Annotated in this window: 30 protein-coding genes and 1 tRNA gene; 24 read left to right on the top strand and 7 right to left on the bottom strand. The window is 69.7% G+C overall.

From position 1 onward, the window contains the following. Nucleotide 1: 1 nt before the first annotated feature. A complete protein-coding gene (locus AKH00_RS06945; RefSeq protein ID WP_050721894.1) occupies nucleotides 2-973 on the bottom strand; it encodes a LacI family DNA-binding transcriptional regulator in 972 nt (323 codons plus the stop codon). A gap of 111 nt (nucleotides 974-1,084) precedes the next feature. Between AKH00_RS06945 and AKH00_RS06940 the strand changes: the two genes are divergently transcribed. The 3 genes from AKH00_RS06940 to AKH00_RS06930 are packed head-to-tail and all read left to right on the top strand — an operon-like array spanning nucleotide 1,085 to nucleotide 4,010. Next, nucleotides 1,085-2,215, top strand: a complete 1,131-nt coding sequence (locus tag AKH00_RS06940) for a Gfo/Idh/MocA family protein (RefSeq protein WP_050721893.1) — start codon at nucleotides 1,085-1,087, stop codon at nucleotides 2,213-2,215. Further along, nucleotides 2,212-2,952: a cupin domain-containing protein gene (locus AKH00_RS06935; RefSeq protein WP_050721892.1), complete on the top strand. Its 741-nt coding sequence runs from the start codon at nucleotides 2,212-2,214 to the stop codon at nucleotides 2,950-2,952. The genes AKH00_RS06940 and AKH00_RS06935 overlap by 4 nt, the downstream gene beginning before the upstream one ends. Then, entirely contained in the window at nucleotides 2,949-4,010 is a 1,062-nt protein-coding gene (locus tag AKH00_RS06930) for a Gfo/Idh/MocA family protein (RefSeq protein ID WP_050721891.1), read from the top strand. The genes AKH00_RS06935 and AKH00_RS06930 overlap by 4 nt, the downstream gene beginning before the upstream one ends. A 169-nt stretch (nucleotides 4,011-4,179) precedes the next feature. Here AKH00_RS06930 and xylB read toward each other — a convergent pair whose 3' ends face one another. Together xylB and xylA are read right to left on the bottom strand one after the other, a co-directional pair. Next, a complete protein-coding gene (gene xylB / locus AKH00_RS06925; protein WP_050721890.1) occupies nucleotides 4,180-5,466 on the bottom strand; it encodes a xylulokinase in 1,287 nt (428 codons plus the stop codon). Nucleotides 5,467-5,471: 5 nt separating this feature from the next. Beyond that, nucleotides 5,472-6,659 (bottom strand): xylose isomerase, encoded by a 1,188-nt coding sequence (gene xylA / locus AKH00_RS06920; RefSeq protein ID WP_050721889.1) that lies wholly within the window; start codon nucleotides 6,657-6,659, stop codon nucleotides 5,472-5,474. An 86-nt stretch (nucleotides 6,660-6,745) separates the two neighbouring features. Here xylA and AKH00_RS06915 point away from each other — a divergent pair, with 86 nt between their 5' ends. The 7 genes from AKH00_RS06915 to AKH00_RS06885 all read left to right on the top strand — a co-directional run bounded on the left by AKH00_RS06915 (nucleotide 6,746) and on the right by AKH00_RS06885 (nucleotide 12,995). Next, the gene (locus AKH00_RS06915) at nucleotides 6,746-7,915 is read left to right on the top strand and encodes an ROK family transcriptional regulator (protein ID WP_050721888.1); all 1,170 of its coding nucleotides are present in this window, start codon (nucleotides 6,746-6,748) and stop codon (nucleotides 7,913-7,915) included. 120 nt (nucleotides 7,916-8,035) lie between these two features. Continuing rightward, a complete protein-coding gene (locus tag AKH00_RS06910) occupies nucleotides 8,036-9,052 on the top strand; it encodes a hypothetical protein (protein ID WP_050721887.1) in 1,017 nt (338 codons plus the stop codon). 80 nt (nucleotides 9,053-9,132) lie between these two features. Next, on the top strand, nucleotides 9,133-9,747 hold the full coding sequence (locus tag AKH00_RS06905) for a VanZ family protein (protein ID WP_161804383.1): 615 nt from the start codon (nucleotides 9,133-9,135) through the stop codon (nucleotides 9,745-9,747). A 71-nt stretch (nucleotides 9,748-9,818) separates the two neighbouring features. Further along, nucleotides 9,819-10,682, top strand: a complete 864-nt coding sequence (locus AKH00_RS06900; RefSeq protein WP_050721885.1) for an AraC family transcriptional regulator — start codon at nucleotides 9,819-9,821, stop codon at nucleotides 10,680-10,682. 47 nt (nucleotides 10,683-10,729) lie between these two features. Continuing rightward, nucleotides 10,730-11,143, top strand: a complete 414-nt coding sequence (locus AKH00_RS06895) for a hypothetical protein (RefSeq protein ID WP_152926111.1) — start codon at nucleotides 10,730-10,732, stop codon at nucleotides 11,141-11,143. A gap of 312 nt (nucleotides 11,144-11,455) precedes the next feature. Further along, nucleotides 11,456-12,088, top strand: coding sequence for a GyrI-like domain-containing protein (locus AKH00_RS06890; RefSeq protein WP_050721883.1), 633 nt, complete (start codon nucleotides 11,456-11,458; stop codon nucleotides 12,086-12,088). 109 nt (nucleotides 12,089-12,197) lie between these two features. Continuing rightward, nucleotides 12,198-12,995: a DUF1206 domain-containing protein gene (locus tag AKH00_RS06885; protein WP_050721882.1), complete on the top strand. Its 798-nt coding sequence runs from the start codon at nucleotides 12,198-12,200 to the stop codon at nucleotides 12,993-12,995. Between the two features lie 2 nt (nucleotides 12,996-12,997). Here the strand turns inward: AKH00_RS06885 and AKH00_RS06880 are convergent, their stop codons facing one another. Beyond that, entirely contained in the window at nucleotides 12,998-13,645 is a 648-nt protein-coding gene (locus AKH00_RS06880; RefSeq protein WP_050721881.1) for a LysE family translocator, read from the bottom strand. 82 nt (nucleotides 13,646-13,727) lie between these two features. Here AKH00_RS06880 and AKH00_RS06875 point away from each other — a divergent pair, with 82 nt between their 5' ends. The 9 genes from AKH00_RS06875 to AKH00_RS06835 all read left to right on the top strand — a co-directional run bounded on the left by AKH00_RS06875 (nucleotide 13,728) and on the right by AKH00_RS06835 (nucleotide 21,593). Then, on the top strand, nucleotides 13,728-15,023 hold the full coding sequence (locus AKH00_RS06875) for an aminotransferase class V-fold PLP-dependent enzyme (RefSeq protein WP_050721880.1): 1,296 nt from the start codon (nucleotides 13,728-13,730) through the stop codon (nucleotides 15,021-15,023). Continuing rightward, complete coding sequence (gene sufU / locus AKH00_RS06870) at nucleotides 15,020-15,454, top strand: Fe-S cluster assembly sulfur transfer protein SufU (protein WP_050721879.1); 435 nt, start codon at nucleotides 15,020-15,022, stop codon at nucleotides 15,452-15,454. The genes AKH00_RS06875 and sufU overlap by 4 nt, the downstream gene beginning before the upstream one ends. Nucleotides 15,455-15,495: 41 nt before the next feature. Continuing rightward, nucleotides 15,496-16,434: a GNAT family N-acetyltransferase gene (locus tag AKH00_RS06865; RefSeq protein ID WP_050721878.1), complete on the top strand. Its 939-nt coding sequence runs from the start codon at nucleotides 15,496-15,498 to the stop codon at nucleotides 16,432-16,434. Between the two features lie 63 nt (nucleotides 16,435-16,497). Further along, a complete protein-coding gene (locus AKH00_RS06860; RefSeq protein ID WP_050721877.1) occupies nucleotides 16,498-17,139 on the top strand; it encodes an NADPH-dependent F420 reductase in 642 nt (213 codons plus the stop codon). Nucleotides 17,140-17,248: 109 nt separating this feature from the next. Next, on the top strand, nucleotides 17,249-17,866 hold the full coding sequence (locus tag AKH00_RS06855; RefSeq protein WP_235556707.1) for a GntR family transcriptional regulator: 618 nt from the start codon (nucleotides 17,249-17,251) through the stop codon (nucleotides 17,864-17,866). A gap of 63 nt (nucleotides 17,867-17,929) precedes the next feature. After that, nucleotides 17,930-18,139 (top strand): heavy-metal-associated domain-containing protein, encoded by a 210-nt coding sequence (locus tag AKH00_RS06850; protein ID WP_050721875.1) that lies wholly within the window; start codon nucleotides 17,930-17,932, stop codon nucleotides 18,137-18,139. Between the two features lie 46 nt (nucleotides 18,140-18,185). Continuing rightward, complete coding sequence (locus AKH00_RS06845; RefSeq protein ID WP_082297483.1) at nucleotides 18,186-20,372, top strand: heavy metal translocating P-type ATPase; 2,187 nt, start codon at nucleotides 18,186-18,188, stop codon at nucleotides 20,370-20,372. Between the two features lie 101 nt (nucleotides 20,373-20,473). Further along, the gene (locus AKH00_RS06840) at nucleotides 20,474-20,719 is read left to right on the top strand and encodes a hypothetical protein (protein ID WP_050721873.1); all 246 of its coding nucleotides are present in this window, start codon (nucleotides 20,474-20,476) and stop codon (nucleotides 20,717-20,719) included. A gap of 7 nt (nucleotides 20,720-20,726) precedes the next feature. Further along, a complete protein-coding gene (locus AKH00_RS06835; protein WP_235556706.1) occupies nucleotides 20,727-21,593 on the top strand; it encodes a hypothetical protein in 867 nt (288 codons plus the stop codon). A gap of 28 nt (nucleotides 21,594-21,621) precedes the next feature. On the opposite strand, the gene AKH00_RS06830 is transcribed toward AKH00_RS06835, so the two are convergent. Beyond that, on the bottom strand, nucleotides 21,622-22,476 hold the full coding sequence (locus AKH00_RS06830; protein ID WP_050721872.1) for an SDR family NAD(P)-dependent oxidoreductase: 855 nt from the start codon (nucleotides 22,474-22,476) through the stop codon (nucleotides 21,622-21,624). A gap of 129 nt (nucleotides 22,477-22,605) precedes the next feature. On the opposite strand from AKH00_RS06830, the gene AKH00_RS06825 reads away from it, so the two are divergent. Together AKH00_RS06825 and AKH00_RS06820 are read left to right on the top strand one after the other, a co-directional pair. Further along, a complete protein-coding gene (locus AKH00_RS06825) occupies nucleotides 22,606-23,190 on the top strand; it encodes a hypothetical protein (protein WP_050721871.1) in 585 nt (194 codons plus the stop codon). A 66-nt stretch (nucleotides 23,191-23,256) separates the two neighbouring features. After that, nucleotides 23,257-23,329 (top strand) — tRNA-Arg (locus AKH00_RS06820). Here the strand turns inward: AKH00_RS06820 and AKH00_RS17620 are convergent. Continuing rightward, nucleotides 23,295-23,588, bottom strand: coding sequence for a helix-turn-helix domain-containing protein (locus tag AKH00_RS17620; protein ID WP_082297482.1), 294 nt, complete (start codon nucleotides 23,586-23,588; stop codon nucleotides 23,295-23,297). The genes AKH00_RS06820 and AKH00_RS17620 overlap by 35 nt on opposite strands. Nucleotides 23,589-24,214: 626 nt before the next feature. Between AKH00_RS17620 and AKH00_RS06815 the strand changes: the two genes are divergently transcribed. Together AKH00_RS06815 and AKH00_RS06810 are read left to right on the top strand one after the other, a co-directional pair. After that, a complete protein-coding gene (locus tag AKH00_RS06815) occupies nucleotides 24,215-24,586 on the top strand; it encodes a hypothetical protein (RefSeq protein ID WP_050721870.1) in 372 nt (123 codons plus the stop codon). Next, nucleotides 24,583-24,861: a hypothetical protein gene (locus tag AKH00_RS06810; protein WP_050721869.1), complete on the top strand. Its 279-nt coding sequence runs from the start codon at nucleotides 24,583-24,585 to the stop codon at nucleotides 24,859-24,861. The genes AKH00_RS06815 and AKH00_RS06810 overlap by 4 nt, the downstream gene beginning before the upstream one ends. Here AKH00_RS06810 and AKH00_RS17810 read toward each other — a convergent pair. Continuing rightward, entirely contained in the window at nucleotides 24,833-25,150 is a 318-nt protein-coding gene (locus AKH00_RS17810) for a hypothetical protein (protein ID WP_152926110.1), read from the bottom strand. The genes AKH00_RS06810 and AKH00_RS17810 overlap by 29 nt on opposite strands. Between AKH00_RS17810 and AKH00_RS06800 the strand changes: the two genes are divergently transcribed. Next, the gene (locus tag AKH00_RS06800; protein WP_050721867.1) at nucleotides 25,149-25,475 is read left to right on the top strand and encodes a hypothetical protein; all 327 of its coding nucleotides are present in this window, start codon (nucleotides 25,149-25,151) and stop codon (nucleotides 25,473-25,475) included. The genes AKH00_RS17810 and AKH00_RS06800 overlap by 2 nt on opposite strands. Nucleotides 25,476-25,497 lie beyond the last annotated feature (22 nt).

The following is a 25,497-nucleotide window of genomic DNA, read 5'->3' as shown; positions in this document are numbered from 1 at the left end:
ATCAGCCCGTCGACTCGCGCCAGCGGATCGTGAACAGGTCGGTCGGCCGCGGGGGAGCATCGGTGCCGCGCACCGCTGCGATGAGACGATGCATCGCGTACGCGCCGAGGCGCTCGCGATCCTGCGAGACGGTCGTGAGCGATGGCACCAGGAAGGCGCTCTGGTGCAGGTCGTCCCAACCGGTCACGACGAGGTCTTCCGGCATCCGCCAGCCGCGCAGCGTCGCGGCGCGGATGACCCCGGCGGCGATCACGTCGTTCGCAGCGATCACGGCGAGCGGCAGCGCATCGTCGGGCAGGGCCGCGACGGCATCCTCTCCCGCCTCACCGCTCCATTCGCCGCCGACGACGCCCAAGGACTCGAGTTTCAGACGATCCACGGTCTGCTGATAGGCCGCGTGACGGGCGCGCGCCGAGGGGAAGTCCTGCGGCCCTGCGACGTGCAGGAAGCGCCGACGCCCACGAGAGGCGAGATGCTCGATCAGGTCGACGAGGGGCCTGGCGTCGGCGAACTCGCCGCTCATGTGCATCTCGTCGTCCATCTCGCCCGCGGCGAGCACGACGGTCGCCCTGTCGTCGGACACCAGCGGCAGGGGGCTGAACGATAGGATGCCCTCGAATGCCCCGGCATCGACGAGTTCGGCCAATCGCCCGTCGCGTTCGGCGGGGTCCTCGGGGAGGCTGACGACCTCGACCGCGTACCCCTCGTCGCGGGCGGCGGCGATCGCGCCCGACAGCAGGGTGAGCGGATGCATGGTCGCGATCGGCACGACCACGGCGAGACGTCCACTGCGCTGCGTGCGCATGGAGCGGGCCGCGAGGTTGGGGCGGTAGTTCAGCTCGGCCGCGGCCTGCAGCACCCTGTCCCGGGTGGCCTCCGAGATGCCGGGGCGCCCGGTGAGCACGAAGGACACGGTCGACTGCGACACCCCGGCGAGGTGCGCGACGTCGTGGCTCGTGGGGCGCTTGTCCATGGCATCCTCTCGATGGCCGGTGGTCGGGGTTGACGCACGAGGCGTTCTCCCCGATAGTAGCTACTACGTCTTAGTAATACGTAGTAATTCCCTCATCGAGGAGGCAGCGGGATGCTCAGGATCGGAATCATCGGCACGGGCGGCATCGCCGACGCGCACATCCGGGGGTACCTCGCGTTCCCCGAGGATTGCGAGATCGTCGCCCTCGCGGACGTGATCCCCGCCAAAGCAGCGCAGAAGGCCGAGGCGTTCGCGCTCGACGCGGTGCAGGCGTTCGACGACCCGCTCACCATGATCGCCGCCGGCGGCCTGGACATCGTCAGCATCGCGACCCCGCCCTCGACGCACGCCCCGCTGGCGATCGCGGCACTGGATGCCGGCATCCACGTGCTCGTCGAGAAGCCCATGGCGCCCTCGCTCGAGGAGTGCGACGCGATGCTCGCGGCGCAGGAGCGGTCCGGCCGGATGCTCTCGGTCGTGGCGCAGAACCGCTTCCGCGACGACCTCGCGACCCTGAAGGACATCGTCGACTCCGGGCTCCTCGGCTCGATCTCGCACGTGCGCGTCGACTCCGCCTGGTGGCGCGGGCTGCCCTACTACGACCTGTGGTGGCGCGGGACGTGGGAGAAGGAGGGCGGCGGCTGCACGCTCAACCACGCCATCCATCACATCGACCTGCTGCTGTGGCTGCTCGGCAGCCCGAGCGAGATCACCGCGATGCTCGCGAACGCGCAGCACGACAACGCCGAGGTCGAGGATCTCTCGGTCGCGATCCTCCGCTACGAGCGCGGTCTCGCGCAGCTGACCAGCTCGGTCGTGCACCACGGCGAGGAACAGGCGATCGTGATCCAGGGGGCGAACGCACGGGTGTCGCAGCCGTTCAGCGTCTCCGCCGAGCGATCCGCGCCCAGCGGCTTCCCCGCGGAAGGCGGTGACCCCGAGCTCGTCGAGCGCATCACGGCGCTCGTCGAGGACCGCGTTCCGCTCGCGCATCTGGGTCATGAGGGCCAGATCGGCGACTTGCTCGCCGCGGTCCGCGACGGCCGCGAGCCGTCGTCCACGGGACAGGACGGACGCAACGCGGTCGAGGTCGTCACGGCGATCTACAAGGCCGGGTTCGAACGCGAGTTCGTCGCGTTGCCGATCCCGGCGTCCGATCCTTACTATCGGGCGGGCCAGCTCGTAGCGAACGCCCCGCACTTCTTCGAGAAGACGGCGACCGTGATGGAGGCGGCGTCGTGAGCGCATCGTCGTTCCCGGGCGGCACCTCGCTCTCGCATCTCGACATCTATGCGGATGCCGCGTCCGACGGCATCTGCGGAGGAAGCCCCCACATGCATCTGGTGTCGACCGAGGCCTACGTCGTGGTGTCCGGTGAGGGTGCTCTGCAGACGATCGACGCCGAAGGCTTCCGCGAGACTGCTCTGTCGGCGGGATCGGTCGTGTGGTTCACCCCCGGCACGATCCACCGTGCCGTGAACCACGGCGACCTCAAGGTCGTCGTGCTCATGAGCAACGCTGGGCTACCGGAGGCGGGGGATGCCGTGATGACCTTCCCCGCCGACGTGGTCGCCGATCCCGCGGCGTACGCCGAGGCGGCGTCGCTCGGTGCCGAGGAGGGGCATGCGGCGCGCGCGACCCGGCGTCGCGACCTCGCGGTCGCAGGGTTCGAGACACTGCGGGATGCCGTGCAGCGCGGCGACCGCGCCCCGCTCGATGCGTTCCACGCGGCAGCGGGTGTGCTCGTGCGCGATCGTGCGCGGGCCTGGGGCGACCTCGTGCGCGAGCGCCCGCTGGCCCAGGCGGAACAGTCTCTCGCTCTCACCGAAGACGTGGCGCGGGGATCGGTCGCGCATCTCGCGGAGGCGCGGGTGCACGAAGCCCTGCCGTCGTCGGGGGAGCGGGCTTTCGGGATGTGCGGACGGCTGCGCGCCTACGACGTCGCGGATCGCGACGCGACCGAGAGGAGCGGCCGATGAGCGCCGGATTCGCCTTCGACCCGCTGCCCGAGCCCGTGGTCGGCCCCGGCGAGTTCGTGTTCGCCGCCGTCGGGCTCGACCACGGCCACATCCACGGCATGGTCGATCAGCTCATCGCCGCCGGCGCGACGCTGTCCCTCGTGTGGGACGAGGATCCGCAGCGGCTCGCGGACTTCGTGGCGACACATCCCGGCGCGCGGGCGGCATCGAGCGAGCGCGAGGTGCTCGAGGACTCTGAGGTGCGTCTGGTCGCGAGCGCGTCGATCGCCAGCCTCCGTGCGCCTCTCGGGGTACGGGTGCTGGAGGCCGGCAAGGACTTCTTCGCCGACAAACCCGCCATCACATCCCTCGACGACCTCGCCGCGGCACGCGATGCAGTGGCGCGCACCGGGCGGAAGTTCGCGGTCTACTACGGCGAGCGCGTGCACTCCGAGGCCGCGATCCTCGCGGGGCAACTCGTGGCACAGGGCGCGATCGGCGAGGTGCTGCAGGTCGTGTCGTTCGGCCCGCACCGCATCGGGGAGAACCGTCCGGACTGGTTCTGGGATCCCGCGCAGTACGGCGGCATCCTGTGCGACATCGGCAGCCACAACTTCGAGCAGATGCTGTTCTACGCCGGCGCGCGCTCCGGCGAGATCGTGAGCGCGACCGTGGCGAACTACGCCCATCCCGAGACGCCCGGGCTGCAGGACTTCGGCGACGCCCACGTCGTGCTCGACAACGGGAAGACCGGCTATGTGCGCGTCGACTGGTTCACGCCGGCCGGCATCGACGTCTTCGGCGACGGGCGCACCGTGCTGCTCGGCACCGACGGCTACATCGAGCTGCGCAAGTACATCGACATCACCACCGACAACGGCGGCGGACAGGTGCTGCTCGTCAATCAGGAGGGCCAGTACCGGTTCGACGCCAGGGGCAAGACGGGGTTCCCGTTCTTCGGTCAGCTGATCCGCGACTGCCTCGACCGCACCGAGAACGCCATGACCCAGGAGCACGCCTTCATGGCGGCGGAGCTCAGCATCGTCGCGCAGCGCGACGCGCGGGTGCTCGCCGGCTGACGGCGTCCGCGTCGCGGTCGTCGAGCGAGCGGATGCCGGAACTTGACGCCCCGGGCGGATCGGCGCGTTTCGTCTCGTCGCTGCGCTCCTCGCTCAACGACCGTGAGGGATGGATCCCGGTCGTTGAGCGAGCGGAGCGAGTCGAAACGCGCCGACTCTTCGCAGAACGTCAGTCGAGGATCGCGGATGCCTGGCGCGCAGCGCCGAGCGCGACGTACTCACCGGGCTCGGGCACCTCGACGGGGAGGCCCAGCACCTCGGGGGCGATGCGCCGCACCGCCTCTGACTGCGCACCGCCGCCGATGAGCAGGGCGCGATCCAGCGGGATCCCCAGCTCGCGGAAGGCGTCGAGTCCGGCGCCGAGTCCGCGCAGCATCCCCTCGACGGCCGCCCTCGCCAGGTTCTCGCGAGTCGTGGACGCCAGGGTCATGCCGGAGAGCGTCGCGGTCGCGTCAGGGAGGTTCGGGGTGCGCTCGCCCTCGAAGTAGGGCAGCAGCGTGAGCCCCGCGGCTCCCGGCTCTGCGGTGAGCGCGAGTGCGCTGAACTCCTCGTGCGTGACGCCGAGCAGTGCTGCCGTGATGTCGACGACGCGCGCGGCGTTGAGCGTCGCGATGAGCGGCAGGAAGTGCCCGGAGGCGTCGGCGAAGCCCGCGACCGTGCCGGAGGCGTCGTGCACGGCATCCCGGCTCACGGCGAACACCGTGCCGGAGGTGCCGATCGACACGACGACGTCGCCCGGTTCGGCACCCAGACCGAGCGCCGCGCCCGCGTTGTCGCCGGCGCCCGCACCGACACGACGACCCGCGGCATCCATCACCCATTCGTCGGGCCCGAGCACGCGCGGCAGGACCGCGTCATGGCCGAGCGCCGCGACGAGGAGCTCCCGGTCGTATTCGCCGGTCGCAGGATCCCAGTAGCCGGTGCCCGAGGCATCCGACCGGTCGGTCACGAGCTCGTCGAGGACGGGGTTCTCGGGGCCGAAGCCTCGCAGACGCCAGGTCAGCCAATCGTGCGGCAGGGCGACGGCGGCGACGCGGGCGGCGTGCTCGGGCTCGTGGTCGCGCAGCCAGCGCAGCTTCGTGATCGTGAACGAGGCCACGGGGACGACGCCGGTGCGCGTCGACAGCTCCTCCGCGCCGAACTCCGCGATCAGGTCGGAGGCCGCACCCGCCGAGCGCGTGTCGTTCCACAGGAGCGCGTCGCGGATCACCCGGCCGGCGGAGTCGAGCGCGACCATGCCGTGCTGCTGACCGCCGATCGCCCAGGCGGCGATGTCGTCGAGCGATCCTGCCTCGGCGATCGCGGTCTCCAGCGCACGCCACCAGGCCTCGGGGTCGACCGAGGTGCCGTCAGGGTGCATGCCACGACCGGAGCGCACGACCGCGCCGGTCGCGGTGTCGACGACGACCGCCTTGCAGGACTGGGTCGACGAGTCGACCCCGAGAACCAGGGGCATGACGCTCAGCGTGCCCCGAGGAGGTGCTCGGTCGCAAGCTGCTGCAGACGGACGAAGCCCGAGCCCTTGCCGCCGAAGTAGGCGCTCGGGTCGAAGTCCTCGAAGGCGGAGCGGTCGGCGAGGAAGTCGTCGTAGGTCTCGCCCGGCCCGAACGTCGGCGTGGAGAGCTCGTCGACGCGCGCGGCGGCCAGCGCCTCCTGCACCTCGGGGTCGGCGCGGAACGCCGCCGCCCGCTCCTTGAGCAGCAGGTAGGTGCGCATGTTGGCCGCGGCCGACTCCCACACGCCGGTCTCGTCCTCGGTGCGGCTGGGCTTGTAGTCGAAGTGGCGGGGGCCGTCGTAGGCGGGGACACCGCCGGGGCCGCCGTTCTCGAGCAGGTCGACGAGCGAGAACGCGTTGTGCAGGTCGCCGTGACCGAACACGAGGTCCTGGTCGTACTTGATGCCGCGCTGGCCGTTGAGGTCGATATGGAAGAGCTTGCCGTGGAACAGCGCCTGCGCGATGCCGGCGGTGAAGTTGAGCCCGGCCATCTGTTCGTGCCCGACCTCGGGGTTGACGCCCACCAGCTCGGGCCGCTCGAGCGAGTCGATGAACGCGATCGCGTGACCGAGGGTCGGGAGCAGGATGTCGCCGCGCGGCTCGTTGGGCTTGGGCTCGATCGCGAAGCGGATGTCGTAGCCCTTGTCGGTCACGTAGTCGCCGAGCAGGTTGACGCCCTCACGGTAGCGCTCGAGTGCGGCGCGGACGTCCTTCGCGGAGTCGTACTCCGCGCCCTCGCGGCCGCCCCACATCACGAAGGTCTTCGCTCCCAGCTCGGCGCCGAGGTCGAGCTGACGGAAGACCTTGCGCAGCGCGTAGCGCCGCACGGCGCGGTCGTTGGAGGTGAAGCCGCCGTCCTTGAAGACCGGGGCGCTGAAGAGGTTCGTGGTGACCATGGGCACGACGATGCCGGTGTCGGCGAGGGCCCCCTTGAGCCGGTCGATCTGCGTCTGACGCTCGGTCTCGGTAGAGCCGAACGCGAACAGGTCGTCGTCGTGGAAGGTCAGGCCGTAGGCGCCGAGCTCGGCGAGCTTCTCCACCGCGTGCACGACGTCGAGCGCGGGTCGGGTCGGCCCGCCGAACGGGTCGGCGCCGTTGTAGCCGATGGTCCAGAGACCGAAGGAGAACTTGTCGTCACGGGTGGGGGTGGTCATGGCCGCTCCTGCGCAGGTCATCGAATAAGTTGCGTGTGACAACATATCTCATGACAACGGCGTCGTCCACCCTTTACAGTGAAGGGATGCCGCCCCCGACGAGTCCCGCCACGGGCACCCGCCCGCACAACCTCGCGCGCCTCCTGAGACTCGTCCACGAACTCGGAGCGCAGTCACGGGCGGAGCTCACCGAGACGACCGGGCTGAACCGCTCCACCATCGCGGACCTCGTCGCCGAACTCGTGCGTCGCGGGCTCGTGGAGGAGAGCGTCCCCGACGTCGCCGGTCGCGTCGGCCGTCCCTCGCCCGTCGTGAGGCCCTCGGCCGGGGTCGTCGCGATCGCGGTCAACCCCGAGATCGACGCGACCGAGATCGCTGCGGTCGGCTTGGATCGCAGCATCCTCGTGCGGGATCGCATCGAGCACGCGACGGTGCCGACGCCCGAGGAGGTGGCGGCCGTCGTCGCCGATCGCATCTCCACCTGGAAGGACGACGTGCTCGCGGGGGCCCGCATCGAGTCCGTGGGGATCGCCGTGCCGGGTCTGGTCCGCTCCGGCGACGGCGTCATCCGCAACGCTCCGCATCTGCACTGGAGCGATGTGCCGTTCGCCGACCTCGTGCGCGAGGCGACCGGACTCCCTGTCTCCGTCGACAACGACGCGACGCTGGGTGCCATCGCCGAGCACCGCTACGGCGCAGGGCACGGCTTCGACGACGTCGTGTACCTCAACGGCGGTGCCTCCGGTATCGGCGGCGGGCTCATCATCCACAGCATCCCCGTCACCGGGGCGGGCGGCTACGCGGGGGAGTTCGGTCAGAATCGTCCGCGCATCTCCGACGACGCCGACCGTCGCACGGGCGACGGCACGCTGGAGGCCGAGGTGAGCCGTCGGATGCTGCTGGACGTCGCCGATCTCGATCAGGCCGACGACGACACACTCGACGCCGCGCTCACGGCATCCGAGTCCGTCGCGGTGGAAGCCGAGGTGGCCCGCCAGGCTCGCGTCCTCGCGAGCGCGCTGGCCAACGCGGTGAACGTGCTGAATCCGTCGGTGGTCGTGCTGGGAGGATTCCTCGCGACGCTCTCCGCCCTGCAGGGCGAGAGGCTCGTGGATGACGTCGCCGCGCTGGCGATGACGGAGAGCGCGGAAGGGCTCGAGATCCGTCCCGCGGCCCTCGGCCAGGATCGCCTGCTGATCGGCGCCGCCGAGCTCGCTTTCGCCGATCTGCTCGCCGATCCAGGCGCGCGCGGCTGACGGGCTCCTGTTCACGGCGGGCGCAGAAGTCCGCCCGGTGTCAACCCCCGACGAATCACGTGCGCAGCGAAGCGCCGTGTGGGAGCCTGACGGCGGAGGGGCTGAATCTGGGGAGACAGTATGCGTGTGCTCGTGGTGGTCGGCGCCTTCATCGTGATCTTGGTGTTCGCGGTCGGCGGTGGTGTCCTGTTGGGAACGCAATCCGGGGGGCCGAGCGAATGGTCCGCTCTGTCGGCCATTCCGACGACCATGTACACGATCGCCCCGCTCATCCTCGGCAGCTCGTTGGCCTTCTGGGATCCGGCGCGGACGGCCAGCTCGCGACGGGCGTACCGGCGAACCCTGATCGTGACAGTCACCTTTCAGGTGCTCGCCACGGTCGCACTGAGCGTCTACGTCGCCCTCACCGGCACTGCGTGGTGGGTCGTTCCGGTCTTGGTGGTCGGCGGGATCGCCCTCACTGCCGGAGCGGTCTGGCTCGGGCCGATTCTGCGACGCACGGAGAAGCAGTCAGACCGCTCCGCGACCGCCTCCGAGGCGGCCGCGTATCCCCGGGCCGACCTGCGGCGAGACGTGCGACACATCGTCATCGCAGCGGTCATCGGATCGGCGGTCGGCGCCGCGGCGGTTCTCGCGCTGTTCGTGCTCCTCGACGACGGCGAGCAGCCGACGTGGGAACCGCTGGTCTTCGGGCTGATGTTCGGGGGGCTGTCCGTGGGAATCGTGTGCGTTGTCGTGGTGCTGCGACTGTCGAGGCAGCTCCGCGACCTCGTCGATGGTGATGCGGACCGGTTGAAGGAGCTCGGCAAAGTGATCTCGAGGGGGAAGAAGATCTCGCTCTCGGCGGAGAATGAGGCGGTCGCTCCGCACTTCGCCGCCGTCTCGTCGGTCCTGCAGACGTACACCCTGGGGCAGCTCGTCTGCGTGGTCATGGCGGTCGGCATACCCCAGATCGGGGTGCTTCTCTCCCGTCCGTCCGATGTGGTGCAGTCCGTCCTCTCCCTCGTGGCCGTGGTGCTCTTCGGCCTCTTCCTGGTCGTCGGCGTGCCGCTCGGGATCGTGCAGCTGCACCGCACGCGCGCGTACGCCCTCGACCACGGCGAGGTGATCGTCGAGCCTTCCGGGACGACATCCTGATCCGATCACGACAGCGACGTCCGGTGCGGGGGCGGTCGCCTATCGTCATGCCGGTGGTGAGCGGATGAAAGGATTGCGTGGTGAGCCCCGTCGACCTCGTCATCATCGCCGCGCTCGTATCCGGCGGCATCGCGCTCACCGCATGGCGACTCCGCATCGGTGGGAGATTCACCCCGTTGCGGCTGTTCAGCGGCGTCACCGCGACCGTCTACTTCGCAGCGCTGGTCTCCCTCACCTTCCTTCCCCTCAGCCTCGGTCCGTCCGAGTATGAGAAGCCGTGGTGGATCTGGATCAGCATCGTGCCGTTCCAGGACCTCGTCGACGACCCGATCGGACTGACTCTCAACGTGGCGCTCTTCGTGCCACTCGGCGTCCTTGCGCCACTTCTCCTGCGCACATCGACCTGGCTGCGGACAGCACTCGTCGGGCTTGTGGTGAGCGGCACGATCGAGGTCGTCCAGTTCATCGGCGACATCACCATCAGCCCCGGCCGCGTTGCGGACATCGATGACCTCATCACGAACGTTCTCGGAACGGTGGTGGGTTATCTCCTCCTGCGAGTGGCGATGCTCGTCCCATCGCTCCGTCGGCTGGCAGATCTGGTCGCCTGGCCCTCACCGGGTGGAGCCGACCGGCTCGATGCGGAGTCACCGTCGATCCCGACATCGGGCTCGCGGTCGTCTTCGTCGACCTGATCGAATCGGGCACGGATGATCGGGCGCGGGGATACGCTCGAGCCGCACGATGGTGAGGAAAGGAGGACCTCATGATCGGAACGCTCAACGCCCTGGTCGACCAGGTCGAGGCGGCGGGCGGCGAGGAATCAGACCTCGCCGACTTCGCTCGATCGCACGGTACGACCGAGTACCACCTGCGCCGGATGTTCTCGGCACTCGCGGGCATGCCGCTGTCGGAATACATCCGTCGGCGGCGTATGACGCTCGCGGGAGCCGAGCTCGCGGCCGGAGCGGCGAATCTGATCGACGTCGCCGTCCGACACGGCTACGGGTCCGTCGAGGCGTTCGGTCGCGCTTTCCGTGCCGTGCACGGGATCGCACCGGCGGAGGCACGCCGAGACGGGGGTCCTCTCCGCACACAAGCGATGCTCCGGTTCCGCCTGAGCGTCGAAGGGAGAAGTCCGATGGACGTCACCATCACCACCGCACCCGAGCTCGTCCTTGTCGGTCACGCCGTCGAGGTGCCGCTCATCCACGAGGGCGTCAACCCGCACATCCAGCAGCACATCGCGGGCATCCCCGCCGAGGAGCATGCGCGGCTCAAGGCGCTCAGCGCCGCCGAGCCGGGCGGCATCCTCGCCGTCACGGGCGACACACCGCCAGACGCGCCGGAAGGAACGATGCTCACCTATCTGCACGGAGTCTCCATCCCGGCGGATGCCGACGTGCCGACCGACCTGGATGTCATGCGCGTCGACGCTGGCGCGTGGGCGGTCTTCACCGCGAGCGGCCCGTTCCCCGAGACGCTGCAGAACCTCTGGGCGTCGACGGCGACCGAGTGGTTTCCGTCGAACCCGTGGCGGCTGCGGCCGGGGCCGTCGATCGTCCGCTACCTCGAGTTCACCGGTACGAGCGCCTCCTGTGAGCTGTGGCTGGCGGTCGAACCGACGTGATCTCGGATGGCGGGCGGGAGCGAGCATGCGGCACGTAGGATCGCGGGATGAGAAGACGGGCAGCACTGATCGCGTCACTGCTGGCGGCATCGGTCCTGATGGCGGGATGCCGATCGATGCCGCCTTTGAGCGAGCCAGATCGCTCGGAGATCGTGTCGGTACCCGGTGGCGCGTGTGAGATCAGCTGGTGGCTCAGCCCCGCCGTCGACGACCCGCCGGCGGAGGCGGGCCGCATCGCAGCCGAGGCGCTCGACGAGGCCACGGTCAGCGATGCGCAGCGGGCGAGCTGGTTCCGTTTGTTGGACGACGACCCCGACCTCGACTCCGTGCCTGTCATTCGACTTCACGGGTCCGCCTACCTCGAGGCCGTCCGAGAGGACGTGCGATCGGCTCTCGACGACGCCGGCTATCCCGACACCGAACGAGTGATCGAGGTGTACTCGACTCTGTCCTGCGCGTAGAGAGCCGCATGGCCCGTGATGAGAAGGGCGTCCGCCGAAAACGATCGTTTCCGGCGGCCTGATCGTCGTTGATCTGCAGACACGCGACACTCCACCGAAACCCCCCCCGCCGAAACCTGAATACGGCCGAAACACTGAAGTACCGTTTTCGGCATGCCGGAGTGCCGACCTCCGTAAGCCGCGTGTCAGCAAGATTCTGAATACGTCTGCGTCGCGTGATCGCCGGACGGCGCGGACGCGCATCCGTCCGCCCGGCACCCGAGCCGCGTGGCACCATGAGGCAACGATCCCAGCCAGCAGTGAGGTCCAGCCATGCCGATCGATCCGAAGAAGACGCTTGACGCGTACCGGGCGAAGCGCGGCGAGTTCCGTATCGTCGAAGTGCCGCCGCTGCAGTACCTCATGGTCGACGGCGCGGGCGATCCGAACACCGCGCCCGAGTACGCGGAGGCCGTGTCGGCGCTGTTCCCGCTCGCGTACACGCTGAAGTTCGCGGCGCGCGCGCAGCTCGGCATCGACACGGTCGTGATGCCGCTTGAGGGGCTGTGGCATGCGCCGGACATGGCGTCGTTCACCTCACGGCGCGACAAGTCGGCGTGGCTGTGGACCATGATGATCCACGTTCCGGATCACATCACGCCGCGGATGTTCGCGGATGCCGTGGATGCGGTCGAGGCGAAGTCGGCGAAGAGAAAGGAGCAGCCTCCCGCGGCTCTTCGCTCGGTGCGGCTCGAGCCCCTCGATGAGGGGCTGTGCGTGCAGACGCTGCACATCGGCTCGTACGACGACGAGGCGCCGGTGCTCGCGGAGATGCATGAGAAGTTCATCCCCGACAACGGCCTGCGGATGACCGGGCGGCACCACGAGATCTACCTCGGCGACCCGCGTCGCTCAGCGCCCGAGAAGCTGCGCACGATCCTGCGACAGCCGGTGGAGCGCGTCTGACCCGATCCGCTGATTCGGGCCCGATCCGCTGACGGGTACCCACGGTTCGTCAGCAGATCGGGACACGGTCGACTGATCGGATGCGGACCGCCCGAGATATCCTTCTCGGATGACGACAGCGAAGTCCGCCGCGCACGAGGCTCGCGGGTCCGATGCCTTCCGCCGGGTCGCCCGCGCGGGATTCGTGGTGGTCGGCCTGGTGCACATCATCATCGGCGCCCTCGCCGTCTCGATCGCTTCGGGCGCGGGTGGCGATGCCGACCAGGACGGCGCGATGGAGCAGATCCGCTCCACGCCCGTCGGTGGTCTCGTACTGGCGGTCATCGCGGCCGCGCTCATCGCGCTCGCGGTGTGGAACATCGTCAGCGCCTTCGTCGCGTCCGGCGGCGAGGTGAAGAAGTGGGGGCAGCGCATCAAGCTGCTCGGCATCGCGATCGCCTACCTCGTGATCGCGGGTCTCGCGCTGATCTACGCGTTCGGCGGCCACGCCGAGTCGGAGACATCGTCGAAGACGCTGAGCGCGGCGCTGCTCTCCACCCCGGGCGGGGTGTTTCTCCTGATCGTGATCGGTCTCACGGTCGTCGGCGTGGGCATCGGCTTCCTCGTCAGCGGCGTGACGACCGGGTTCCGCAAGATGCTCGACCTTCCTTCGGGTGCAGGGCGTCCGCCGATCGTCGTCCTCGGGGTCGTCGGGTACGTCGCCAAGGGCATCGCGGTGGCGGTCACCGGCATCCTGTTCGTGATCGCGGCGTGGACGGGCGACCCTGACAAATCCGGCGGTCTGGACGCTGCGCTGCGCAGCCTCGCCGACCTGCCGTTCGGCCGGGTGATCCTCTGGCTCGTCGGAGCGGGGCTCGCGTTCTACGGGGTCTTCTCGATCGTGCGCGCCCGCTACGCCCGCATGTGAGTTCAGGTCGTCGCGGGCTTCTCGCTCCACACGAGCAGGAATGCGCCGAGGGCGATCATGAGTCCGCCGCCGGTCGCCCCCATGGCCTCGATCCGGCGCGGTGAGCGGCCGAACCACTGGCGTGCCGCACTCGCGAGCAGCACCCAGATCGCGTCGCACGAGACGCCGATCGCCACCACGATCCCGCCCAGCACGAGCAGCTGCATCGGCACCGACCCGGCGTGCAGGTCGACGAACTGCGGAAGGATCGCGAGGAAGAACGCGATCGACTTCGGGTTCGTCACGCCGACGACGACACCCTCTCCGAGCAGGCGAGCCCCCGAGCGCCGCGGCTGTGGCCCGGTCGCGACCGCCGCGGCATCCTTGCGATGACGTATCGCCTGGATGCCGAGGAACACGAGGTACCCGGCGCCGAGCACCTTCACGATCGTGAACAGCACGACGGACTGGGCGATCACCGTGCCGACGCCGAGAGCGACGCCGACCACGAGCACCAGCGAGCCGAGCGCGGTGCCGAGAATGCTGAGGAAGCCGCCGAGCCGGCCGAGGGCCATCGCGCGTCCGATCGTGAACAGCACCGTCGGGCCGGGGATCACGACCATGATGAACGCCGCGACGATGAAGGTCGCGAGAGTATCGCCGCTGATCATGGTGCGAGCCTAGACCCGCGACCCGTCGTGCGACGTCAGATGAGAAGCTAGAAGGATGAGTCTTCTCCGCCCTGCCGACGCGATGGACCCGCTGACGGATGCCCCGCTGACGGATGCCGAGGTGCGGCGTCTCCGCGAGGACTTCCCGATCCTCCAGACCGAGGTGAACGGGCATCCGCTGTCGTACCTCGACTCCGGCGCCACCTCACAGCGCCCGCTCGCGGTACTCGACGCCGAGCGCGAGTTCGCGACCACCCTCAACGCCGCCGTGCACCGGGGCGCCCACACCCTCGCCGCCGAGGCCACCGAGGTGTTCGAGGAGGCACGCGCGACGGTCGCCCGCTTCGTCGGCGCCGCCGAGGACGAGATCGTCTGGACGTCGAACGCGACCGAGGCGATCAACCTCGTGGCCTACTCGATCTCGAACGCGTCGCTCGGGCGCGGGGGAGACGCCGCGGCGGGGCTGCGGATCGGGCCGGGCGACGAGATCGTCACGACCGAGATGGAGCACCACGCCAACCTCATCCCGTGGCAGGAGCTCGCCGCGCGCACCGGCGCGACACTGCGCGTGATCCCGCTCGACGACCACGGCGCGCTGCGCCTCGACGTCGCCGCGGAGATGATCGGCGAGCGCACCCGACTCGTCGCGTTCACCCATGTGTCGAACGTGCTGGGCGTCGTCAACCCGGTGGACCAGCTCGTCGCGCTGGCGAGATCGGCAGGGGCGCTCGTGCTGCTCGACGCGTGCCAGTCGGCGCCGCATCTGCCGCTCGACGTGCGCGCGCTCGATGTCGACTTCGCGGTGCTGTCCGGGCACAAGATGCTCGGTCCCTCGGGCATCGGCGCGCTGTACGGTCGGCGCGCGCTGCTCGAGGCGATGCCGCCGTTCCTCACCGGCGGCTCCATGATCACGACCGTGACGACGACGGAGGCCGAGTACCTCCCGCCGCCGCAGCGCTTCGAGGCCGGGACGCAGCGGGTGTCGCAGGCCGTCGCACTCGCCGCGGCCATCGACTACCTCATCGCTGTGGGCATGCCGCGCATCGCGGCGCACGAGGCCGCCTTCGGGCGACGTCTGGTCGAGGGGCTGAGCGCGATCGAGGGCGTGCAGGTGCTCGGATCCGGCATCGACCTGCCGCGCGTCGGGCTCGCGAGCTTCGACGTCGCCGGCATCCACTCGCATGACGTCGGTCAGTATCTCGACGATCTCGGCATCGCCGTGCGCGTGGGGCACCACTGCGCGCAGCCGCTGCACCGCCGGCTGGGGATCACCTCGTCGACCAGGGCGAGCACGTATCTGTACACGACCGAGGCCGAGGTGGAGGCCGTGGTCGACGGCGTCGCCGGAGCCATCCGATTCTTCGGGAGGGGCGCATGAGCGACCTGCAGAACCTGTACCAGGAGCTCATCCTCGACCATTCGCGCACCCCCCACGGGTTCGGATTGCGCGGGGAGATCGCGGCGCAGTCGCACCAGGTCAACCCGACGTGCGGCGACGAGGTCACCCTGCAGGTGCATCGCGCCGACGACGGCAGCGTCGAGGCGATCGCGTGGGAGGGACACGGCTGCGCGATCTCGCAGGCCTCCGCCTCGCTGCTCGCCGAGCTCGCCGAGGGGCTCACGGTCGAGGAGCTCGAGGTGCGGATCGCGGCCTTCCGCGAGGCGATGCGCTCGCGCGGCAAGATCGAGCCCGACGAGCAGCTGCTGGGAGACGCGGCGGCTCTGGGCGGCGTCTCGCGCTACGTTGCGCGCGTGAAGTGCGCGATGCTCGCGTGGGTCGCGGCGGAGGACGCGCTGCACAAGTCCTGAGCTGCACGAGTCCTGAGCTGTGCGGGGTGCAGGATGGAGACATGTCTGTGCAGTTGATCCCCCTGGACGAGAACCGCTTCGACACCTGGCTGATCGCGACGCGGGAGCGCCTCATCCGACTGCGGCAGGAGTCGCGGATGCTGCTCGGAGACGATGCGGTCGCGCACGCCGAGGCCTTCCTCACCGAGCTGCTGCCGTCGGGGTGGGACACCGAGACCTCGCTGATCCTCACGATCGTCGACGACGGTGTGGAGATCGGCACGGTCTGGCTCGCGGCGAACGACGGCATCCTGTTCGTCGTCGACCTCCTGTTCACGACCACTCCCGACGAGACTCAGCGCGACGGTCTGTTCGAGGCGCTGACGGCACTGGTGACCCGACAGGGCGTGAAGCGTCTGTCCGTGGCGCTCTATGCGACGGATGCCGATGGGCACGCGTTCCTGCAGGGGAGGGGGTTCGAGCTCGCCTCGATGCAGATGCTGCTCGAGCCGCTGCCCGCCCGTGACGCGGCCCCTCGCATCGAGCTGCGCCGCATGACGCCCGAGCGGTTCGTCGGCTTCGCGGCGCACTCCGAGTCGGCGTTCGCGGACGACCTCGTGGCCTCGGGGCGCTATTCGGCGGAGGCGGCCGCGACCGAGTCGCACCGGCAGATGACGCTGGAGCTGCCCGAGGGCGTCGACTCGGCCGGTCAGCTTCTGTTCACGGCGCACGCGGACGGCGAGGAGGTCGGCATCCTGTGGCTCGGCGAGCGCACGCGCGTCGGGCGACCGCATGCCTTCGTCCTCGACATCGAGGTGGCGGAGGGGCACCGCCGTCGGGGTCATGGTCGGGAGATCATGCTCGCCGCCGAGCAGGAGGCGCGGCGGATCGGCGCCGAGTCGATCGGTCTGCACGTGTTCGGGTTCAACGCCGGCGCGATCGCGATGTACGAGGGGCTGGGATACCGACGCGTGGAGCAGAGGTTCCTGCGCTCGGTGTGACCGTGCGTGACCGGGACGCCCGCCGAAGGGGAATAGCCACGCGAGTCGGGTGTTGGCACCGTCATGAGCACTCTCGGAATCATCGGAGCAGGACACATCGGCAGCCAGGTCGCGCGCGTCGCGATAGCGAACGGATACTACGTGGTGATCGCGAACTCACGCGGCCCGGAGACCCTCGCCGACCTCGTGGCCGATCTCGGGCCGAACGCGCGTGCCGCGACCGCAGCGGAGGCGGCCGCAGCCGCCGACGTCGCCGTCGTGACCATCCCGCTCGGGCGCATCGACGACCTGCCTGTGGACGAGCTCGCCGGCAAGATCGTGCTCGACACGAACAACTACTACTTCGAGCGCGACGGGCGCATCCCCGAGCTCGACCGGGGCGAGACGACGACCTCGGAGCTGTTGCAGCGCGCGCTGCCGACCTCGCGCGTCGTGAAGGCCTTCAACCACATCGGGGCCGCGGACATCACGACCACCGGGACTCCCGCGGGCACTCCGGGTCGTCGTGCGCTCGCGACCGCGGGTGATGACGCCGAGGCGGTCGACTTCGTCACCCGCTTCTACGATGCCGCGGGATTCGACACCGTGAACGTCGGGCCGCTCAGCGAGTCGTGGCGCGTCGAGCGGGATCGTCCTGCGTACGTCGTGCGTCAGAACGCGGACGAGCTGCGCGCCAACCTCGCGATCGCGAACCGCCTGCCCTGACCTCGTATCCCGGAGCACTGGGATACCAAACTTGTCGCTCGCCATATCGGGATGAGACAATCCCGTTATGGCGGAGGCGGGGGCTGCCGGCGAACTCGAGTCGGTGAGGGTGACGCGCATTCTGCGCGATGACATCGTGCTGGGGCGGCGCATGCCCGGCTCCCGGCTCGTCGAGCGCGACATCGCGGCCGAGCTCGACGTCTCGCGCCTTCCCGTGCGCGAGGCCATTCGCACGCTCGTCGCGGAGGGCGTCGTCGTCGCACGGCCGCGCACCTGGGCCGTGGTGCGCGAGTTCACCCGGCAGGAGCTGCAGGACTTCGGCGAGGTGCGCGAGGCCGTCGAGACGATGATCTTCGTGTTCGCCGCGCAGCGCCGCACAGCCGAGGGCGTCGCCCGGCTGCGCGCCGTCTACGAGCAGGAGTTCGCGGCGGCCGAAGCGGGCGACGTGGAGGCGGCGCGGATCGCCGCGACCCGGTTCCACGAGGTCGCGGCGCACCTCGCCGCGAACGACACCATCTTCGAGATGGTCAGCGTGTTCACGACGCGGCTGCGATGGCTGTTCGGCCAGCACGACGATCTCGTCGAGACGGCCGAGGAACACCGCGTGATCCTCGAGGCGGTCGAGGCGCAGGATGCTGCCGCGCTGCGCGAGCTGATCCCTCAGCACACGATGAACTCCGTCGCGTCCGCCGCGCGTCGTCTCGGTGTGGATCCGGCCTCTTCCTGAGTCCGACCCTCTACATACCCCTAGGGGGTATGCTTGAGGGGTCCGCCGAAGAGAGGAACTGCCATGACCACCACCGCCTACACCGTGACCGGGATGACCTGCGGGCACTGCGAGGGCTCGGTGCGCAGCGAGGTCGCGAAGATCGACGGCGTCACCGCGATCGAGGTGAGCGCCGCCTCCGGCGCGCTCGTCGTCACCTCCGACGTCGCCCTCGACGACACGGCCGTGCTGGCTGCGGTCGACGAGGCCGGCTACAGCGCGACGCGCGCCTGAGCCGATCGTGGCGAGCGGAGCGGTCTACGACCTCGAGATCGGCGGGATGACCTGCGCGTCCTGCGCAGCGCGCATCGAGAAGCGCCTCAACCGCATGGACGGCGTCTCGGCCTCGGTGAACTACGCGACCGAGAAGGCGCACGTCGAGGTCTCTCCGGGCATCGCCGCCGACGACCTCATCTCCGAGGTCGTGCGCAGCGGCTACACCGCAGCCCTTCCGCGAGCCGTCGAGTCCGACGCCCAGGACCCCGCCTACCGGATGCTGCGCCGACGCCTCTTCGTGGCGGTCGCGCTCGCCGTGCCGGTCATCCTCCTCGCCATGATCGAGCCCCTGCAGTTCCCCGGGTGGCAGTGGGCGTCGCTCGCACTCGCCACCCCGGTCGTCCTGTGGGCAGCCTGGCCGTTCCACCGTGCGACCGTGATCAATGCGCGGCATCGCTCCGTGACGATGGACACGTTGATCTCGGTCGGAGTCACAGCGGCCTACTTGTGGTCGCTGTACGCGCTGTTCTTCGGAACCGCGGGCATGTGGGGCATGACGCATCCGTTCCGCTTCACGATCGAACGCGGCGACGGCCTCGGCAGCATCTACCTGGAGGTCGCGGCGGGCGTCACCATGTTCCTGCTGCTCGGGCGATTCCTGGAGCAGCGCTCCAAGCGTCGAGCCGGCGCGGCGCTGCGCGCCCTGGGGGAGCTCGGAGCCAAGGACGTGTCGGTCGTACGCGACGGCGTGGAGGAGCGGATGCCGCTCGCCCGCCTCGGGGTCGGTGACGTGTTCTCGGTGCGACCGGGGGAGAAGGTCGCGACCGACGGCATCGTGGTCGACGGTGTGTCCGCCGTGGACGCCTCGATGCTCACCGGAGAGTCGGTGCCCGTCGAGGTGCGAACCGGCGACGCGGTGACCGGTGCGACCGTCAACGTCGGGGGTCGACTGCTCGTCCGCGCCACCCGCGTCGGAGCGGACACACAGCTCGCACGGATGGCGCAGCTCGTGGAGGAGGCGCAGTCCGGCAAAGCCGACGCGCAGCGACTCGCCGATCGGCTCTCCGCCGTGTTCGTCCCCATCGTCTTCGGCATCTCGGCGCTCACGCTCACGATCTGGCTGCTGAGCGGCGGAGGAGCTGCGGGGGCCTTCACGGCCGCGGTGGCCGTTCTCATCATCGCCTGCCCCTGCGCCCTCGGATTGGCGACTCCCATGGCGCTCCTGGTCGGCACCGGGCGCGGCGCACAGCTCGGCGTGCTCATCAAGGGACCCGAGGTGCTCGAGTCCACACGACGGGTCGACACGATCGTGCTCGACAAGACCGGCACCGTCACGACGGGGCGGATGACTCTCGTCGACGTGATCCCGGCGGACGGCGAGGACGCGGATGCCGTGCTCCGCCATGCGGCGGCGCTCGAGGACGCGTCCGAGCATCCGATCGCGCAGGCCGTGGTGCGCGGCGCGACCGAGCGGTTCGGCGGGATCCTGACCGTCACCGACTTCCGCAGCGAGCAGGGGCAGGGTGTGGCGGGCGTCGTCGACGGGCACGCGGTCATCGTCGGCCGTCCGGCGTTCCTCGCCGACTGGGGGCTCGTGCTCGACGACCGGCTCGCCGCGGCGTTCACGGCAGCCGAGGCGCAGGCCCGCACTGCGGTGGCAGCCGCATGGGACGGCCGAGTCCGCGGCATCCTCGTGGTGGCCGACCGGGTCAAGCCGAGCAGTCCGGAGGCGATCTCGGCGCTCCGGGATCTGGGATTGACCCCGGTGCTGCTCACGGGAGACAACGAGCGGGCGGCCGTGGCGGTCGCCGCGGAGGTCGGCGTCGACCGCGTGCGGGCCGGAGTCCTTCCCGAGCAGAAGGCAGCCGAGATCACCGCCCTGCAGCGTGACGGCGCGGTCGTCGCGATGGTCGGCGACGGGGTCAACGACGCTGCCGCGCTGGCGCAGTCCGACCTCGGCATCGCCATGGGGTCGGGGCCGGATGCCGCGATCGAGGCGTCCGACCTCACCCTCGTGCGCGGCGACCTGTGGGGAGCGGTCGACGCGATCCGCCTCGCCCGTCACACGCTCGCGACCATCCGCGGCAACCTGTTCTGGGCTCTCGCGTACAACGTCGCAGCGATCCCGCTCGCGGCCGTCGGGCTTCTCAACCCGATGCTCGCGGGCGCGGCGATGGCGTTCTCCAGCGTGTTCGTGGTGCTGAACAGTCTCCGTCTGCGGCGGTTCCGGACGGCGGCGCCCTCGGCGTGACTCGGCGCCGCCGACGGTAAGAACTGGTAGCGACCTCGGCGCGTGGATATATTGGCCCTACGGAATCGTTCCGGACGCACGTTCATGTTCTGGGGAGCGATATGCGGGTCATCGCGGTGATCGCCGGAGGGCTTCTCGTGGTCGGTGGAACCGTCCTCGTCGTGGTCGCCGACCAGCAGCGCGTCGACGCGCTCGCCGAGGCCAAGGCCGCCGTCATCCGTGCCCAGGAACGCCTCGACGAGGCGCAGGACCGCACCGAGCTCCTCGCCGCGCAACTCACCGCCCTCCGCTCCACGATCGCCGAGCAGGACGCGCAGATCGCCGACGCGACCGGATTCCTGCCGTGAGAGCCGCATGGTGATCCGGCGGGTGCTCTCGGTCCTCGTCGCGGGCGCCGTGATGATGAGCGGTGGCCTGATCGCGCGGGCGGTCGCGCTCGAGAACGAGCGCGCCGACGTCATCGCCGAGCTCCAGGCCGTGATCCAGTCGACCGACCGCACGCAGATGCGCGCCGACCACCTCACGGGAATGATCGAGATCGCCGAACACGACACCGCCGACCGCGCGGCCGTGCTCGAGGTGCGTCCGGCCTTCCTCGACGAGATCACCGCGTTCGGCGCACTGATCAACGGCGCGGGCGCCGCCGTGGACACCTCCACCCACAGGGCCGCGGCCGTCTCCGCCCAGCAGACCGTGCTCGCCGAGCACGATGATCCCGCCGTCGTGGTCGCCGCGACCGCGACCGTGCACGCTCTCACCGAGAAGGTCGGGGAGGAGGTCGCCACCTGGCAGGCGGCGCAGTCGGCGGGCCCGGGTGGTCCACGGTGGTCGTCCAGCGGGCCGGAGGGCTACGCCCGCGTGCGCGCCGCGCTCGACACCGTCGGCGGGGCGGGGGTCGGACTCTACGAATCGGCCTCGTGCGCGGGCGGCACAGCTCCGGCCTGCGCCAACAGCAACGGCTACATCAAGTACCGCGCCGACATCGCAGGGTGGAGCACCGAGCGACTGAACTGGGCGATGGCGCATGAGCTCGCCCACATCTACCAGTTCCAGGTGTGGGGCTCGCTGAACTCGGCGGACGCCTACCGGTCGCTGTTCCGCGGAGACCCGGAGTTCCTCGCGAACTGCATGGCGGTCGTCCGCGGCTACCCCGGGTCGGTGGGATGCGACACCGCGCAGCAGGCCTGGGCCTCCGGCATCTGGGTCGGCGCGGTGCGCTGAGGCGTCTGGACCCTCGCTCCGTCGACCGTCAGCCCAGCGGCGTCGTCGTGTCTATCGGCGTCGTCGTGTCGACCGCCTCACGCAGGGGGCGGCGCATCGCCCGCCAGTACGACGAGGGACCCAGCCGCACGAGCAGGTCGATCAGGCGGGCCTCGCGGCCGACCATGGTGCGCGGGCGGCGACGCGCGGTGGCGCGGACGATCTGCGCCGCGGCATCCGTCGGGTCCGTGTGGTACATCCGCGCCTGCGCCGCTGCGGCCCGTGCCGCCACCGCGGGATCGATCGCCGCGGCGTAGCGTCCGTGCAGGATGATGCCGGTGCGCACGCCGGCGGGATACACCGCGCCCACCGTCACGGAGGTGCCCTCGAGTTCGTGCCGGAGCGCCTCGGAGAAACCGCGCACCGCGAACTTGCTGAGCGCATAGGGAATGCGTCCGGCCGGCGCGGCCAGCGCGTACACGCTCGCGAGATGGGTGATGTGCGCGGCAGGTGCGGTCCGCAGGGCGGGTAGCAGCGCCTTGGTGATCGACACCGTTCCCCAGAGGTTCACGTCGGTCAGCCAGCGCATCTCCTCCATCGTGAGCTGGTCGAGCGTGCCGAGCATCGAGGATCCCGCGCACGTGATGAGGGCGTTGATGCGCGGATGCGAACCCTCGACCTCGCGCGCCGTGGCGGTCACCGCCTCGTCGTCGCGCAGATCCACGACGTGCGTGGTCACCGTCCCCTCGAGTCCGGCCGCGAGGGCGGCCAGCGCCTCCGCGTTGTGGTCGAGCAGCGCGAGGTGCACGCCCCGCGGGGCGAGGAGCCGGGCGATCTCTGCGCCCATCCCGCTCGCCGCACCCGTGATCACGGTCGTGCTCCCGGTCAGCGCGAGACGCCTCATGACTGCTCCTCCCGCCGCTGATCGGGAGCGGCGCCGATCCCCGGGCGGGTCGTCGCGACCCGCATCCGCTCCATTCTGTCCGACCGCTCGCGGGGGCGAAACCGGTACGCTCGAAGGGAGGAGGTTGCGTTGGGACGAACGGCTGAGGCCATCGCGGAAGGCGTCGCGATCGCGACCGCTGCCGCGCGCCTGGCGGTCAAGAACCACATCCTCATCGGGACGATCGCCGAGGGCGGGGTCTTCGACACGCAGAAGTACATGGACGACGCGCGCGAGGCGCTGCGAGCCATGGCGGAGGAGTCCGAAGAGGCGGAGGAGAACCTCACCGCGCTGCGCAAGCGAGCCAGGGGACGCCACTCCGATCCTTCGGGCACGCACGACTACCGCGACCGCGACGTGCGCAACCTCCGACGTCGGGCCAAGCAGTCGCACGGCGTCGCGACGCGGCTGCGCGAGATGATGCAGGACGACGCGGCGTTGACGACGATCGTCGAGGAGGCCCGCGAGGCAGCGTGGTCCGACGTGCGTCACAACCTCGACCGCCGTCTGCGCGTGGAGGGCATGCGTCCCGACCAGGATCCCGACTACGACCGGATGCGCGACGCGAGGATGCAGGCCCTCCGTCTCGTCGACCTGCAGGCGCTGTCGTCGCTGCAGCGCGCCAAGGCGAAGCGCACGAAGAAGCAGCAGAAGGCCGAGGAGCGGGCGTCCTGACCCGTCGATTCGCAATCGCCTGAGGACTGTTATAAGCTGTTCCACGGCCCGCTGAGCGGTCCAGGAGCGCCCGTAGCTCAATGGATAGAGCATCTGACTACGGATCAGAAGGTTAGGGGTTCGAGTCCCTTCGGGCGCACCGAGTCAGAAACGGCTCCCACTTCGGTGGGGGCCGTTTCTGCGTTAACGGCAGATGCGAACCAGTCGAGGCCGACGCCGCACGCCGTAGCGATCCGTACCGCGACGTCGAACGGCGGGACCGAGCGGCCCGTCTCGTAGTTCGACAGCGAGTTCCTAGCGATCCCCACGGCCTTCGCCAACTGGGTCTGATCGAGGCCAGCATCCTTCCGCGCCTTGGCGATGTGTTCACCAAGCGTCCAGGTCATCGTCATGCTCATGGCTCGATAGTAGCGCGCCCAAGATTGCGACACGCCACATTCAATGCATCCGTGTTCCTGACGTGCGCCTCAATCTTGTGCACATGACGAAGACACGAGGCCCACCATGCCGTCGCGTCCCAACCGGGCGCGGCGATAACTGAACAACATGGCGCGCATTGAGCGCGTGGGTACCGGATCGAGTCCGGCTACTGACAGCGGTAGGCGACCGCTCACCAAGAACCGGTAACCAGTCCGGGTGCCACCCCGAGAGCGTAGGGGGTCGCGGTCAAGGCATGACCGGGCGCGACACCCGCCGACACGATCCCACGCTCATATCCCGTCCGTGACGAGGCTTACCCCTCGTGCCACGCCGACCGGCCCAAGGCTCCGCCCTGGCTCCGTCGAGCAGGTCCCTCCGAATCCGCTCCGGCGGTAGTAGGGGGGCCATACCTCCCAAACCCACACCTTCCCTTCACCATCGAGCAGGTCGAAGCCATGGAACATCGCTACCTCGAATCCGGGTGGTGCATCTGCGGTCATCACCGAGACGACGGACGCAACGAACGCGACTCGCTCGAACCGCTCGACCCCACCGTCATCCGGACCATCCTCGGCCCGACCTACGAACCCAAAGGACGCACGCAATGAAGATTCAGGGACGTATCCCGACCGGCGACCGCGACGGCCTCACCGCCCTCGAACCGGCCGTCACCAAGAACCGGTCATCCCTCGTCGCCATCGTCATCCTCGATCCCAAGCGCATCGACGAGGACGTCGACACCGGCCACCGCGAAGCCGTCATGCGTATCCGGTCCATCGAGGCACTCCTCCCGGACGACATCGACGCCGCCCTCCGACTGCTCCGACGCGCCTACGAACACCGAACCGGAGCCGTCACCCTTCCCATCGACCTAGAGGACGAACTTCGCGACGTATTCAACAGCGTCAACCTCGACACCGGCGAAGTGGTCGAGAAGGACGACGCCGACGCGACCGACGAGGAGGGCGACGAGTGAACACCACGACCACCGCCGAGGCGCTCACCGAACTCACGACCACCGCCCTCGACCGAGCCGCCGACGCCCAACGCGCCGGACTCACCGCGACCGCCCGGAAGTTGACCGACATCGGCCTCACCCTCGACAGCGCACGAACCCGACTCATCGAGGACGGCGAGTACTACCTCGACACCGCCATCGCATTCGTCGACGCCGGACGGAACATCATCGCCGCACACGCCGGAGCCATCCGCATCCTCGGCCTCATCCGAGCGAGCCGCCGCCGTGGTTGACAACGTCGAACCCTTCTCCGCGCTCGTGACGCTCGTGCTGATCCTCGCTGCGCTTGCCTTCATCGCCATCCGAAACCGTCGAAGTCGCGCCGAACTCGTGCGCCTCGCCGTCGCCCGGCATCGTCACCTTCGCGACAGCGGCCGGTGCGGGGCCATGTGGGCCGAGGGCGAACAGTGGCGATGGTGCACACGGCCGTACGAGCACCAAGGCCCGCACCTCGACGGCGTCACCGGCACGCTCCGCCGACGGCACGAGTCCTTCATCGGCGGGCCGGGGATGGACGTTCATGGGGGCTAAGCACCGCGACCCGGAGTACTTGAAGAACGCCCGCATCATCCGGCAACAGGTCGCGGTCAAGCGTCGAGGCGGGATCGACGTGACGTGCTGGAGGTGCGGTCACCTCATCGATCCCGAACAGCGCTTCGACGTCGGACACCGCGACCCGAGCGGAGGGCCGGGCCTCGACAACCTCGCGCCCGAGCACCGATACAAGACGGCGCGGTGCATCGGCAACCGCGCCGACGGCGGCCGCCTCGGCGCGACACGACAGCGCGAGGCCAAGGCCCGACGCGCACCCGCTCCGGTCACCTCGCCCGGCTCCCTCAACTGGTAACCAAACCCCTGACCAAAGGATC

It is taken from the genome of Microbacterium sp. GCS4 (assembly GCF_001262495.1).
In the GTDB taxonomy this organism is placed as follows: Bacteria; Actinomycetota; Actinomycetes; order Actinomycetales; family Microbacteriaceae; genus Microbacterium.
This window is presented reverse-complemented; position numbering and strand designations above follow the sequence as displayed.